Below are 13,649 nucleotides of genomic sequence, written 5' to 3' on the forward strand. Positions count from 1 at the left end.
CCGATCCGATGATGTGAAACTGACCGCGAAGGAGGCTGGCGCATGATGCAGGATCAGCATATTCCGCCGCGAAGACGGGTTCCGAGGACAAAGGTGACCATCCCCGATCCACCCCCGGATCTCGTTTCCCGGCCGCGTTTGCTCGCCGCTCTCGACGAAGCGGGAGAACACGCGTTGGTGTTCGTCGGTGCACCCGCGGGTCTCGGTAAGACGGTGTTGCTCGCCGAATGGGCTGCCCGCCGCCGCGGCGCGGTGGCCTGGGTGTCCGCCGACGCGGAGGACGACGACGAGCGGCTCTTCTGGTCGGCGGTCCTCGAAGCACTGTGCGGCTGCGACCGGATCCCGGCGGGGAATCCCCTGCGCTCGCTGGCGGTCCCCGAGTCCCCCGGAACGGATCCCGCGTTCCTGGCGACGATCGCCGACGCGCTGGACACGGTGGACGAACCCGTCCTGCTCGTCCTCGACGACGCGCAGGAGATCACCCATCCCGGCACCTGGCGCGGAGTACGTGCGCTCCTGCGGCATCAGCCGTCGGGGCTGCGGCTGGTGGTCTCGAGCCGTCTGGAGCCACCGCTGCCGCTGGTGCGCGCCCGGGTCGCGGGAGGGCTCGTCGAAGTGGGCGTGGACCGGTTGCGCTTCTCGCCGGAGGAGGCCGACGCCCTCATCGCGGCGATCGGGCCGGGCATCCCGCCCCATCAGGTGGGGCTGCTCGTGAGCAGGACGGGCGGCTGGCCCGCCGGACTGCGCCTCGCCGCCGCTTCGGCGGCACGTCAAGGAAATCTGGCCGACTTCTTCGCCGGACGGGACCGGGCGGTGCTCGACTACCTGACCGACGAGGTGCTCGCTCCCCTCTCCGCCGTCCACCGGGATCTGTTGCGCGCGATCAGCATCTGCGACGAGGTCCCGGCGGGGCTGGCGGCCGCGTTGACGGACCGGCCGGACGCGGAGGCGCTGCTGCGCGAACTCGGCGAACCCGCGCGCGTGGTCCACACCGGCGGAACCCCGCCGCGCCACCGGGTCCCGCCCCTGCTGCGCACCTACCTCCGGGCCGAGTTGCTGCGCCGGGATCCGGACCGGACGAGATCCCTGCACGCGGCCGCGGCGCGCTGGTTCGCCGAACACGACCAGGCCGCCGCCGCGCTGCTGCACAGCGTCCGTTCGGGGAACACCACCCGCGTCGGCGAACTTTCGCGCCGCCACGCGGTGCCGCTGTACCTCGGCGGCGAGCACAACGTCCTGCGGCTCGCGCTCGCCGTCCTCGGCGAACGGCGGGCCGTGGCCTCTCCGCTGCTCGCGCTGGTCTCGGCCGCGCTGTATCTGGAACGGGGTGAACCGACGTCGGCCGAGTCGCAGCTGAGCTGCGCGGACGCGGCCTGGCCCGCCGAACCGGAGGCGGAGCTGACCGTGTTGCGGCAACTGGTGCGATCCCGGCTGGCCCAGGTCGACCGCGGCCCGGCGCAGGCCGTCCGCGCGGCGGAACAGGTCGACGAGCAGCTGGCGGCGGACACCCGGCTCAACGGGCTGGCGACCCTGCACCGGGTGGGTGTGCTGACCGCACGCCGTGATCGTGCCTCCGCACGGGCGGCTTTGGCTCGCGTCGCCGAGTCCGCCGGGAACGCGCGTCACCATTTCCTGGCCACGCAATGCCTTGTCACGCTGAGCGGACTGGCCGGATCGGAGGGCGATTACCGCGAAATGGAGGCGCTCGCCCGGCGGGTGCAGGCCCGGCACGCGGCACACGACCCGCATCGCTCGCTCGAAGGCGCCCAGGTGTCCGCGCAACTCGCTTACGGCTCCTTGCTGCGCGGCGAGGCCACCGAATGCGTCGAACACGCGAAACAGATCGGCCGGATGCTCGGTGACGCGCCTGCCCGCGCGGCCGCGAATCTGGGCCTGATCGCCGAAACCCTGCGTGGCGCGGCGGAATTCGAGCTCGGCGGCTGGCATTCGGGACTGCGCAGGATGCGCCGCGCCCGCACCCGGCTCGGCACCGGGCGGAGTTTCTCCGCCGAACACGCGGCGTGGTGCGCGGTGCTGGAACACCGGGCGGCGCTGCGGCTCGGCGCGGCCGATCAGGCACGGGAGACCTTCCGCTGGGCCCAGCCGATCATCGCCGGTTCGGGCGAACTGCTGCTGATGCGGGCCCGCACCCAGCTGCGGCTCGGCAGGCAGGGCGCGGCGAGTGCCGTGCTGCGCTCGCTGTCGGAGGACGGCGCGCCGATGCTGTTGCCGTGGTCGGGGATCGAGGCGTCGCTGATCGGCGTGCGGGCGGCGCTCGCGGCCGGTGCGCCGGAACGGGCCGTGCGGTCGCTGGACGACGCCCTGCGCGCCGCCGAACCCGGCGACGTCCGGTTCCCGTTCGTGTTCGCCCCTTCCGACGTCATCGCGTTCCTGACCGCGCGGCTGGGCAAACTCGGCGGCGGTGAGCGGTTCGCCTCCCAAGTGCTCGCCCGGCGCCGCGAGTCGCGCACTCCGCCGATGCCGGCGCCGCTGACCGAACGGGAACGCAGTGTGCTGCGCCTGCTGCCGACCCAGCGCTCGATCGACGAGATCGCCCAGGATCTGACGGTTTCGCCGAACACCGTCAAGACCCACGTCCGTGGCATCTACGCGAAACTCGACGTCCGCAGCAGACGTGACGCCGTGGCGATCGCGCTCCGGCGCGGCCTGCTGGACACCGAGTCGTGAGGAGAGATCATGGCGGCCGGCTGGCGGTTCGTCCATCTCGCGGTGCTGCGGCCGCTGCTCACCGTCACCGCGTTGCTGTGCCTGTACTACCTGCTTCCCGTCGACCAAGGGCTGCGTCCCTGGACGGTGGCCGCCTTCGCCGGCGGCCTCGCGATCGTGGTGCTGGTCGTCGTCGGCGAGGTGCGGATGATCCTGCGCTCGCCGTTCCCGGCGCTGCAAGGGATCCAGGCGCTCGCCTTGGTCGTGCCGCTGTTCCTGCTCCTGTTCGCCGACGTCTACTACGTGCTCGGGCAGGACCGGCCCGGTTCGTTCGGCACGGAGCTGACGCGAACCGACGCCCTGTACTTCACGGTCACCATGTTCACGACGGTCGGTTTCGGGGACATCGCGCCGGTTTCGGCGACGGCGCGGATCCTCGTGATGATCCAGATGGTGGCGAACCTGCTGGTGCTGAGCATCGCCCTGCGGGTGATCGTGACCGCCGTGCGGCACCGGCGTTCGTCCACAGTGGACCTACCGCGCGGGCAGCAGCACCGCGGCGATCAGGCCGATCACCCCGGCCGCGGTCATCGTCGCGAGTGCCCAGGCGAAGCCGTGGCCGGCCGCCCCGGCCAGCACGGAACCCGCGAGCGCCGTCCCCACCGAAGAACCCAGGTTGGACACACCGCGCGAGACCCCCGAGATGTCGCCCTGGGCCGCGTCCGGGCTGCGCGACTGGACCAGGTTCACCGACGCCGTCAGCATGATCCCGACCCCGGCACCGAGCAGGAACAGCCCCGGAACGGCGCTCGCCACCCCTGAATCCGCCCGTACCAGCAGGAGCACGAGCAGCAGCCCGGCGATGGCGAGCACGAAACCACCGCGGATCAGCCGGCGTTGCGCGTGCCGCCGGGCCATCCGTCCCGCGGCCGCCGAAGCGGCGAGGATGCCGATCGTGGCGGGTGTCAGCGTCAGCCCGGTTTCGACCGCGTCGTACCCGCGGGCCTGTTGCAGGAAAACGGCGATCACGAAGAACGAGCCCTGCAGGACCAGCCATTGCACGTGCTGGGTGATCAGGCCGAGCCGGGTGACGCGGTCGCGGAAGAGCGCGGAGGACACCAGCGGTTCGCGGCCGCCCCGTTCCCGCGCGCGGATGTGGAGGTGGAACGCGACCAGGATCGCGGCGCCGAGTCCGATGAGGAACCAAGCCGGGCGCAGCACACCGGCCACGACGAAGAACAGGCCCGCCGCCGAAAGCACCGCACCGCCGACGTCGAACGGGGCGCGGGCGGGGGTTTCCGGCGGTTCCGCGATCCGCAGCGCCAGCAGGACGATCACGCCGACGATCAGCACCTGGAGGAGGAACGAGGACCGCCAGCCCAGCCATGTCGTGATCAGCCCGCCGAGGAGCGGACCGGCGGCGGCGCCGAGCGCGCCGGCGCCGGAGATCACGCCGAACCGGCGGGCCCTCGTCTCGACGTCGGGACTGGCGACGGTCACCAGGATGTAGATCGGCGGGATCATCAGCGCCGACCCGATGCCCTGCAGCAGGGAATACCCCAGCACCAGCGCCACCGGCCCGTGCGCGACCGAGGCGAGCAGCGCGCCCGCGCCGTAGACGCCGAGGCCGGCGACGAAACATCGCTTGCGCCCCAGGACGTCGGTCAGTTTGCCGCCGGGCACCATCAGCGCCGCCATGGTGAGGGTGAACAACGTGATCGCCGTCTGGACGCCGAGCACCGTGGTGCCGAGGTCCGCGGCGAGCACGCTCACGGCCACGGTCATCGTCGTCGCCGCGTAACTGGCGACGAACTGGGCGAGGGCCAAGGGCGGCACGAGCATCGGCGTGGCCTTCCGGTCGGGGTGCCGACCACGGTGTCGTGGCCGCCACCCGGCCACCTCACCCCGGGCGGATGAGGCGGCGCCCATCCGTCCGGACGACGGTGATCACCGACCGCACCCGATGCCCGAGGAGGCGCCATGCCCGAAACCGCGATCGCCGACCACGGCCTGATCGGCGATCTGCAGACCGCCGCGCTGGTCACCACCGACGGGTCGATCGACTGGTTCTGCAGTCCGCGTTTCGACGCGCCGTCGGTCTTCGGCGCGCTGCTCGACGACGAACGCGGCGGCCGGTTCCGGATCCGGCCGAGCGGGCCGCATACGAGCAGGCAGATGTACCACCCGGACACCGCGGTCCTGATCACCCGGTTCTCCGGCGCGGACGGGATCGGCGAGGTGGTCGACTTCATGCCCCCGCATGACGGCGCCGCGACCGCCCGGCACCGGATCGCCCGTCTCGTGCGCTGCGTCCGGGGCAGCATCACCTTCGAGATGGAGGTCGCGCCGCGGTTCGACTACGGCCGTCGTCCGCACGAGGCGATCCCGTTCGGGCACGGCGTCGTCTTCGTGTCGAGCGAACTGTCGCTGACGTTGCACCCGGTCCGCGAACCCGGCGACGAGCACCTGGCCGAGACGCGGCTCGAAGGCGGCGACGCGCATCTGCGGCTGAGTCTCACGGCGGGCCAGGTCCGGGGCGTCGTCCTCGAGACCGACACCGCGGAACCGCCGCGGGAGATCCGGCTCCGCGAGTTCACCGCCCTGTTCGACGGCACGGTGGGCTGGTGGCGTTCGTGGCTGGCCCGCTCCACCTACCGCGGCCGCTGGCGCGAGATCGTGACCCGCTCGGCGATCACCCTGAAACTGCTCACCTACCGGCCGACCGGCGGGCTGGTCGCCGCGCCGACCCTCGGACTGCCGGAGGAACTCGGCGGGGAACGGAACTGGGATTACCGCTACACCTGGGTGCGGGACGCGTCGTTCTCGGTCTCCGCGCTGCTGGCGCTCGGTTTCACCGAAGAGGCCGCCCGCTTCGGCGGCTGGCTGGGCGACCGGATCCGCGAAGGCGGCACCGGGGACGGCGGGCCGCTGGCCGTGCTCTACCGCGTGGACGGCGCGACGGATCTCCGCGAGGAGGACCTTCCGCACTGGTCCGGCTATCGCGGGTCGAGCCCGGTCCGGATCGGCAACGACGCGGCCGGGCAGCTGCAACTGGACATCTACGGCGAGGCGATGGACAGCGTCTACGCCGCCGACCGGGCGGGTTTCGAGCTGCCCCATCGCGGGTGGACCGCGGTCCGCGCGGCGCTCGACTGGCTCGGCGAACACTGGGACCAGCCGGAAGAGGGCATCTGGGAGACCAGGGGCGGCCGCCGGTCCTTCACCTACGGCCGGTTGATGAGCTGGGTCGCCTTCGACCGCGGCCTCCGGATGGCGAGCACCCACGGCCGTCCCGCGCCGGTCGAGGACTGGACGTGGCAGCGCGACAGCATCTACGACCAGATCCTGAACCAGGGCTGGCACCGGACGAGACAGGCGTTCGTCCAGCACTACACCGGCGACGAACTGGACGCGTCGCTGCTGCGGATGCCCCGGACCGGATTCCTCCCCTCGCGGGATCCGCTCTGGCTCTCGACGCTCGACGCGATCGGGAAGGACCTGGTCGTCGACAGCCTGGTGCACCGGTACGACCCGGCCGCGTCGCCGGACGGCCTGGCGGGCACGGAAGGCACTTTCTCCTTGTGCAGCTTCGCTTACGTCGACGCGCTGACCCGGGCGAGCAGGCTGGACGAGGCGCGGGCGGCGTTCGAGAAGATGCTGACCTACGCCAACCACGTCGGCCTTTACGCCGAGGAGATCGCGCCCAGCGGTGAACAGCTCGGCAACTTCCCGCAGGCCTTCACCCATCTCGCGCTGATCGACGCGGCGGTCACCCTCGACGCCGCTTTGGGCTGATTGCGCGAAGATGCGGGGATGGGTTACCGGACCTGGATGCGGTACTTCACACCGTCCGCCGTGCACCGACGGCTGGGCCTGGTGTGCCTCGGGGTCGGGCTGCAGCACGGCGTCCTGCCCGCCGTCGGGCCGCGGGTGCTCGACCATTACGTGGCCGTGGTGGTGTCGAAGGGGCGCGGGTGGTTCGCCGTGACGGGCGGGGAACGGCAGGAGGTCGTCGCGCCCGCGCTGCTGTGGCTGGTGCCCGGGGTCGGGCACCACTACGCGCCCGACCCCGCGCACGGCTGGGAAGAATGCTTCGTCGACTTCGACGGCAGCGCCGTGGACGCCTATGTCGAACTCGGTTACGTCACGCCCGGGACGCCGGTGGTGCCGCTGGGCGACGTCGAGGCCGTGCGCGACATCGTGAGCCGGATCGTGCGCTGCGCGCGCGGCGGCAGCCCGCTCGCCCAGGTCGACGCCTCGGCGGCCGTGCATCATCTGCTGGTGGCGTTGCGGCGGGCCGCCGACAGCACCCCCGATGACGGCCCCCTGCTGGAGGCGCTGGCGCAGGACGCCCTGCTGCCGCTCAGCGTCGCCGAGATCGCGGCCCGCCGCGGGATGACGCTGCCCGAACTCCGCACCGCCGTGCGCCGGAGCACCGAGACCGGGCTGAAGGATCACCTGCTGACCCTCCGCCTCAACCGCGCCAAGGAACTCCTCGCCACCACACGGATGCCGGTGCAGGAGGTGGCGCAGGCGATCGGTTACGAGGACGCCGCCTACTTCAGCAGGCTCTTCACCCGCCGGGCCGGCGTCTCCCCCGCGCGCTTCCGCGAGTCGCGCGTCCAGGCCGTCCCCGGCGGCTGGAGTTCGCGCGTTCCCCCGGCCGACGACCCGCCGTTGGTACCCCACTGACCGCCTTGGACTTCCGCACCGGACCGCTTGGACTTTCCGCGCAATATGCGCATGACCGACGCTTGAAGTTGACTGAAAGCGTTGACTTACGCGCAATAACGTTCATAGCATCGGCGACCGCCCCGCCAACTGTGGTGCGGGTCACCCTTGGGAGAGAGTCATGCGGACCCTGCCTCTTCTCGGCGCCGCGGCCTTGGCCGTGGCGGCGACCACGGTGGTACCGGTGTCGTCCGACGCCGCGCCGCCGGACGCGACGTACACCATCACGGTCGACGCCAAGAAGTCGTTCAGCCCGACCACCGACACCCCGGCGAGTACCTATGTCGACAAGGACGGCACGTTCTACTTCCAGCAGGCGGCCGCGCTCTACGGCGCGGACCAGCCGCGGGAATGGGACTTCTACAGCGGACGCGATTTCGACAGCTTCACCAAGAACCCGATCAGTTCGGCGGTGAACCCGGCGAATCCCGCCGACCGCAACGACGACACCACCTGGCGCTGCAACAACAGCCCCACCGGCAAGGAATCCACCGATCCGCCCGCCGGGTCGGGTTATTCGCAGCGCAATTTCTGCGATCTCGTCGGTACCTGGGTCGATCCGGACACCGGCGACTGGTACGGCCTGATCCACAACGAGTTCACCCCCGAACCGTTCGGCGCGTACTCGTTCTCCCACTACGACGCGATCGACATGGCCGTCTCGAAGGACCAGGGCAAGACCTGGACCATCAAGGACCACGCGATCACTTCGCCGTACAGCACGAAACGCGGTGACACGGCGGCGTTCCCGCATCAGACGTTCGACTACGGCGACGGCGACCCGCGCCTGTTCGTCGACACCGCTTCCGGCTATTTCTACGTCTACTACGGCTCGCGCATCGTGCCGAAGGCCGGCGCGGGCGGCCCGATGACCGGGCTGGCGCACGTCGCGCGTTCGCCGATCTCGGCCAAGATGGCGTCCGGCTCGTGGCAGAAGTGGTTCGACGGCGACTGGAGCCAGCCCGGCGTCGGCGGCCGCGAGAGCAACATGGTCCCTGTGTCCGCCGCGGGCGACACCGGTTACACACCCGTCGCGGACGACTACGACCCGGCCAACACCGGCAACGTCACCCAGCAGATCGCCGCGGGACAGCTGCCGAAGAAGTCGGACCTGTTCATCATGAACATCGCCTACAACGCGCATCTCGGGCTCTACATCGGCGCTCCGGAGGCCGTGGACAGCGTCGTGCCCCAGCGCTACTACGTGACCGACGATCTGACGACGCAGAAATGGCGTCTCATCGGCGACACCGGGAGCTACACCAACCAGTCGTGGTACCGCTGGTTCGTCGACGCGGCGAACAAGACGAACTCGACCATCATCGGCAAGCAGTTCCGGTCGTACTGCGCGGTGGCCTGCTCGAACAACGCGGGCGGCGAGTACACCACGCAGACCATCACTTCGTCGGCGCCCGCACCGTCCCCTGTGGACACTTCGCGCAAGTACCGGATCGGTCTCGGGGACGGCCGGGTTCTCGCGCAGGGCACCGGAACCGCGACGACGTCGGTCGCGGCCACGACCGGATCCGACCGCGAGGCGTGGCAGTTCTCTTCCGACGGCGACGGCTCGTACCGCATCGCCAACGCCGCCACGGGCCAGCTCCTCGGCGTCGACACCGTGCAGGCGGGCCGGGCGTGGGGCGCGAAACCGACCGTGACGTCGGCTTCGACGGTCGGGCAGCAGTGGTTCGTCATCCCGTCCACTGTGGACAAGGGGTCCTTCCGGCTGGTGAACCGGTACAGCGGCCTCGTGCTCGGCCTGTCCGGCAAGACCTCACGCCTGGCGGAGACCACTCCGCTGCGCTCCTGGACCGACACCACCGGGAACACGGTCGGCGGCGGCCGGACCGCCGCCGAGCAGACACTGAAGTTCACCGACGCCGGCGTGGGCACCCTCGACGGCGTCCACACCCTGGCCGCGTCCGGCAAGAACCTCGACGACCCGGACTCGTCGACCGCCGCCGGAACCCCGCTGGTCACCTGGACGCCGAACCAGGGCGCCAACCAGAAGTGGCTGTTCACCAGGCAGTCCGACGGCTCCTACACGCTGACCAACGCGCATTCGAAACTGTGTGCCGACGTCGAAGGCGGGGCCACCACCGCGGGCGCGCGCGTCATCCAATGGACGTGCACCGGCGGGGCCAACCAGCGCTGGAACGCGACGAAACAGCCCAACGGCACCTACAAGATCGCCAGTGTCCGCTCGGGTCTGCTGCTGACCACGGCGTCCACTTCGGACGGTTCGGCCGTGACGCAACGGGCCGACACGGGCTCCGCGCTGCAAGCGTGGGCCATCGGCTGACCCCGCGTGGCCCGCTCCGTCGGGGGCGGGCCACCGGGTTGCGTTTGTGTGGCACATCACACTCTCACTGCACGTCCATGATCCGCAACCGTCTCCCTGCATGAGAACACTTTCGGTGAAAAGTTCACCGAGAGCGTGGGAGGGAGAACACCATGAAGCACACCGGCATCATCCGCACCACCACCATCACGGGCGTCGTCGCGGCGCTGAGCCTGGCTGCCATCGTCCCGGCGCTGGCGAGCCCGGCTTCCGCCGACCCGGTCACCACCGTGGCCGACCTCGACGGCGACGGGGAGATCGAGACCGTCACCGCGCAGCTCACCGGACCCGACGACCAGGTCATCTCGGCCACCGTGCACGGCACCTTCACGTCGATCCACCTGGGCGCCGACAGCTCCGTGCCGCTGGCGGCCCCGCGCGTCACCGACCTCAACGGGGACGGCCGCGCGGAACTGATCGTCACCCAGTCCGTCGGCGCCAACACCACGTTCTTCACCGCGCTGCACTACGACGGCCGCAACCTCGCCCAGGTCGTCGGCGACGACGACAAGCCGCTGTCGGTCGCCGAAGGCGGTGGCATCGCCGCCCACCTGGGTTACCAGTGCACCCCGCTCGACGGCGGCGGCCGCACCTTCGAAACCGTCGCGGCCGAGGCCGACGACGTCGGCGCCGACCCGCTCACCTATTCGGGCACCCGCACCGTCTACACCCTTCGCGACGGCGCGCTGACCACGCAGAAGACCATCCCGATCACGAGCCGTCCGGTGACCGACCCAGTGCTGGGCACCGACGCCGCGAGCTGCGACCAGCCCGGCGCCTGACGGCCCGTGCGCCGACACGGAACTCGCGTGATCGGGAGCCGCACTCGCGTGATCGAAGCCGGAACTCACGAGTTCCGCTTTCCATCACGCGAGTTACGTCTTCAATCACGCGAGTTCCGGGTTGAGTCGATGCCGCCGGGCACGTCGCGAAAGCCACTTTGGGGACCTCAGACGTCCCGAAAGTGGCTTTCGCGACATGAACTCCGTCCCCAAGCGGCTAAGGCGCGTAGGTCAGGCAGTTGGCGGCGTGGTCACCCTCGCCCGGTCCCACCCGGACACTCGAAGCGGTGCATTCCAGTGCGGAATTGTGGCGACAGTCGGACCGGGAGCAGGCGCCCACCTGCGCGGTCACTCGATCGAGTCCGCCCTTGGTATTGAGCGGGACGAACGTTCCGCAATCGGCCGAACCATTGCCGCCGCCCACCGTGATGGCGAAAGCGTGACAGCCGTCGTGGTTGTACGAACATCCGCTGACCGTGCATTCGTGGACGGCGGGCATTTCGGTGGTGGTCATAACGACTCCTGTACTTCGTGGTGGTGGTGTCGTTCGGTATGACCAGGGTTACACCGGCCCGATGCGGCGGCAATTCGGGGAAATTCATTCACGTCCGGCGAGCAGCCGGTCCAGCCAGGAATCGCGGGCGGCGAGACACGATCGGGCGACGGCCGTTTCCGGTGCGAGATCGTAAAAGCCGTGGAACGCGCCGCCCCAGACGTGCAATTCCGCCTCTCCCCCGGCCGCCCAGATCGCGCTCGCGTAGGCCACGGCCTCGTCGCGGAACACCTCGGCGGCGGCGACGTCGATGAACGTCGGCGGCAGTCCGCCGAGATCCGTCGCGCGGGCCGGGGCGGCATACGGGGAGACGTCGGGGCCGCCTCGCCGGTCGCCGAGGACCATCGTCCACGCCGTCAGGTTGCTCGTCCGATCCCAGACGCCGACGCCGTCGTACCGGCGCGCGGACCCGGTGTCGTTCCGGTCGTCGATCATCGGGCACTGGAGCAGCTGGCCGCACAGCGCCGGCCCGCCGCGGTCGCGCGCCAGCAGCGTGACCCCGGCGGCGAGGCCACCTCCGCCGCTGCCGCCGAAGACGACCAGCTTGCCAGGGTCGAAGCCCAGCTCGTCCGCGTGCGCGGCCATCCACTCCAGGCCGGCGTAGCAGTCCTCCACCGGCACCGGATCCGGATGTTCGGGCGCGCGGCGGAATTCGACGGTGACCGAGACGGCGTCGTACTTCATCGCCCATTCGACGAGCGGCCCCACCGACGCGAACCGGTCGCCCATCACCATTCCGCCGCCGTGCACGTGATAGATCCCCGGCCCGCCGCCGCGATGATCCCGGCGCGCGATGACCGAAACGGTGATTTCCGCGCCGCCGTATCCGGGGATCGTGTGATCGGTCCAGGTGACCGGGCGATCGCCGATCTGTTCTTCGATCGTCGGGAACGGCAACGCCCGGTACCGCTCCAGCTGATCCGCCGTCATGCCGACCGGCACGTTGCCCTTCAGCGCGGGCAGGACGGCGGCGAGTTCGGGATCGTATGCGGGTTCCACCATCCGCGTGAGTTTAGAGGTCGATGTCCAACCTCGAAGACGCACGCGAGACACAGCAGTACATCCGCCCGTCCGGCGCGCCGATGTCGTCGCGGTGCTCCGGTTCCCCACCGACGACGCGGATCTCGCAACTCCCGCAAACGCCTTCACGGCACCCGGACGGGATCCGGAACCCCGCGTGGTTCAAGGCGTCCAGCAAGGATTCCTCCGCGGCGACCGGCACCGTCCGGCCCGAACGAACGCAGTGCGCCTCGAAAGGCACATCGGGCGCGAATTCCCTGGCCACCGGCCGGAACCGTTCGAGGTGAAGGCGGTGCGCGGGAAACGCCGCCTCCGCCGCGTCGAGCATCGACGCGGGGCCGCAGCAGTAGACCAGCGCGTCCGGGCCGAGTCCGGCCGCCAACGCGGCGAAATCGGGTCTGCCGTCCGTGTGCAGGCGCACCCTGTCGCCGTACGCCGCCTTGAGTTCGGCGGCGAACGGCATGGTCGCTTCGGACCGGCCGACGTACACCAACCTGGCCGAGTCACCCGCCGCCGCGAGCATCGGCAGGATGGGCGTGATGCCGATCCCGCCCGCGATGAACAGGTACTCCGGGGCGGGCAGCAATGGGAAGTTGTTGCGGGGCAACGAGACATCGAGGGTCCGGCCCGCGCGCAGGAACAGGTGGACGTATTCCGAACCGCCCCGGCTCAGCCGGTCGTGACGGACGGCGACCCGGTAGCTGCCGCGATCCGCCGGGTCCCCGCACAGGGAATACTGCCGGGTCAGCCAATTCGGCAGGGACAGATCGACATGCGCGCCCGGCTCCCAGGGCGCCAACGGTCCCTCGGCGCCGCGCAGTACGAGCGAGACGACATCCTCGGCGACCGGTTCCACACGGTCGAGCACGGTCTTCTGCGTCAACGGGATCACCTCAGTACAACTGCCGGTAGCCGGTCTCGAGCATGGTCTGCAGCACCGCGGGATCGACGCCGGGACCCATCTGCTCGGCGGCGACCTCGCCGACGGACGGCAATTCGTCGGCCAGCGCCTGACTCGCGGGATCCCAGAGCCGGGACCGGATCAGCGCGCGGCCGCAGTGGAAGAAGGTCTCCACCACGTCCACGACGATCGCCAGAATCGCCGGTTTGCCTTCGGTGCGCATCCTGGCGAGCACGTCCGGCTCGTCGGTGGGATAGGCGCGGCCGTTGACCCGGAACACCTCCCGCACGCCGGGGACCACGAACATCAGGCCGATGCCGTCGTTCTCCGCGAGATTGCGGAACGAGTCGGCGAGTTTGTTGCCCGGCCGGTCGGGGATCGCCAGGGTGCGCTCGTCGAGCACCTTCACGAAGCCGGGGTAGTCGCCGCGCGGCGAGCAGTCGGGCAGGCCCGTCGCGTCCGACGTCGCCATCGCCATGAAGGGGGCATGGGCGATGAACCGGTGGCCGTGCCGGTCGATCCGGTCGTGGACCTTGGCCCTGATCATGGCCTCCGGCTCCCCCAGCCGGGCACGGACCTCTTCGGGCGACAGCCTGCGCGGACGCGTATCAGTGCTGGTCATGGCACAATTATGAGCAATTGTTCAGCCCGCTC

The 13,649-nt window shown here is 70.4% G+C and carries 10 protein-coding genes and 1 pseudogene; 6 read left to right on the plus strand and 5 right to left on the minus strand.

Annotated elements, in window-relative coordinates; genetic code table 11:
* Positions 1 to 42 precede the first annotated feature (42 nt).
* Positions 43 to 2,688 (plus strand): LuxR C-terminal-related transcriptional regulator, encoded by a 2,646-nt coding sequence (locus DMC64_RS25895; RefSeq protein ID WP_370324767.1) that lies wholly within the window; start codon positions 43 to 45, stop codon positions 2,686 to 2,688.
* Positions 2,689 to 2,874: 186 nt separating this feature from the next.
* Positions 2,875 to 3,114 (plus strand): annotated as a pseudogene (locus tag DMC64_RS43320) (ion channel); the annotation flags it as partial.
* An 87-nt stretch (positions 3,115 to 3,201) separates the two neighbouring features.
* On the opposite strand, the gene DMC64_RS25905 reads toward DMC64_RS43320, so the two are convergent.
* Positions 3,202 to 4,509: an MFS transporter gene (locus DMC64_RS25905; protein WP_125735632.1), complete on the minus strand. Its 1,308-nt coding sequence runs from the start codon at positions 4,507 to 4,509 to the stop codon at positions 3,202 to 3,204.
* Between the two features lie 138 nt (positions 4,510 to 4,647).
* On the opposite strand from DMC64_RS25905, the gene DMC64_RS25910 reads away from it, so the two are divergent.
* From DMC64_RS25910 to DMC64_RS25925, 4 genes are all read left to right on the plus strand, one after another.
* Positions 4,648 to 6,462 (plus strand): glycoside hydrolase family 15 protein, encoded by a 1,815-nt coding sequence (locus DMC64_RS25910; RefSeq protein ID WP_125735633.1) that lies wholly within the window; start codon positions 4,648 to 4,650, stop codon positions 6,460 to 6,462.
* 18 nt (positions 6,463 to 6,480) lie between these two features.
* Positions 6,481 to 7,359, plus strand: a complete 879-nt coding sequence (locus DMC64_RS25915) for an AraC family transcriptional regulator (protein ID WP_125735634.1) — start codon at positions 6,481 to 6,483, stop codon at positions 7,357 to 7,359.
* Between the two features lie 160 nt (positions 7,360 to 7,519).
* Positions 7,520 to 9,700 (plus strand): RICIN domain-containing protein, encoded by a 2,181-nt coding sequence (locus tag DMC64_RS25920; protein ID WP_125735635.1) that lies wholly within the window; start codon positions 7,520 to 7,522, stop codon positions 9,698 to 9,700.
* A gap of 152 nt (positions 9,701 to 9,852) precedes the next feature.
* A complete protein-coding gene (locus tag DMC64_RS25925) occupies positions 9,853 to 10,521 on the plus strand; it encodes a hypothetical protein (protein ID WP_037346336.1) in 669 nt (222 codons plus the stop codon).
* 217 nt (positions 10,522 to 10,738) lie between these two features.
* On the opposite strand, the gene DMC64_RS25930 is transcribed toward DMC64_RS25925, so the two are convergent.
* The 4 genes from DMC64_RS25930 to DMC64_RS25945 form a co-directional block, all read right to left on the minus strand.
* A complete protein-coding gene (locus DMC64_RS25930) occupies positions 10,739 to 11,035 on the minus strand; it encodes a DUF1540 domain-containing protein (RefSeq protein ID WP_016331847.1) in 297 nt (98 codons plus the stop codon).
* Positions 11,036 to 11,119: 84 nt separating this feature from the next.
* The gene (locus DMC64_RS25935; protein WP_125735636.1) at positions 11,120 to 12,076 is read right to left on the minus strand and encodes an alpha/beta hydrolase; all 957 of its coding nucleotides are present in this window, start codon (positions 12,074 to 12,076) and stop codon (positions 11,120 to 11,122) included.
* Between the two features lie 10 nt (positions 12,077 to 12,086).
* The gene (locus DMC64_RS25940) at positions 12,087 to 12,983 is read right to left on the minus strand and encodes a PDR/VanB family oxidoreductase (protein ID WP_199755105.1); all 897 of its coding nucleotides are present in this window, start codon (positions 12,981 to 12,983) and stop codon (positions 12,087 to 12,089) included.
* 4 nt (positions 12,984 to 12,987) lie between these two features.
* On the minus strand, positions 12,988 to 13,617 hold the full coding sequence (locus DMC64_RS25945; RefSeq protein WP_125735638.1) for an MSMEG_1061 family FMN-dependent PPOX-type flavoprotein: 630 nt from the start codon (positions 13,615 to 13,617) through the stop codon (positions 12,988 to 12,990).
* Positions 13,618 to 13,649 lie beyond the last annotated feature (32 nt).

It is taken from the genome of Amycolatopsis sp. WAC 04197 (assembly GCF_003947475.1).
Lineage (GTDB): Bacteria > Actinomycetota > Actinomycetes > Mycobacteriales > Pseudonocardiaceae > Amycolatopsis > Amycolatopsis japonica.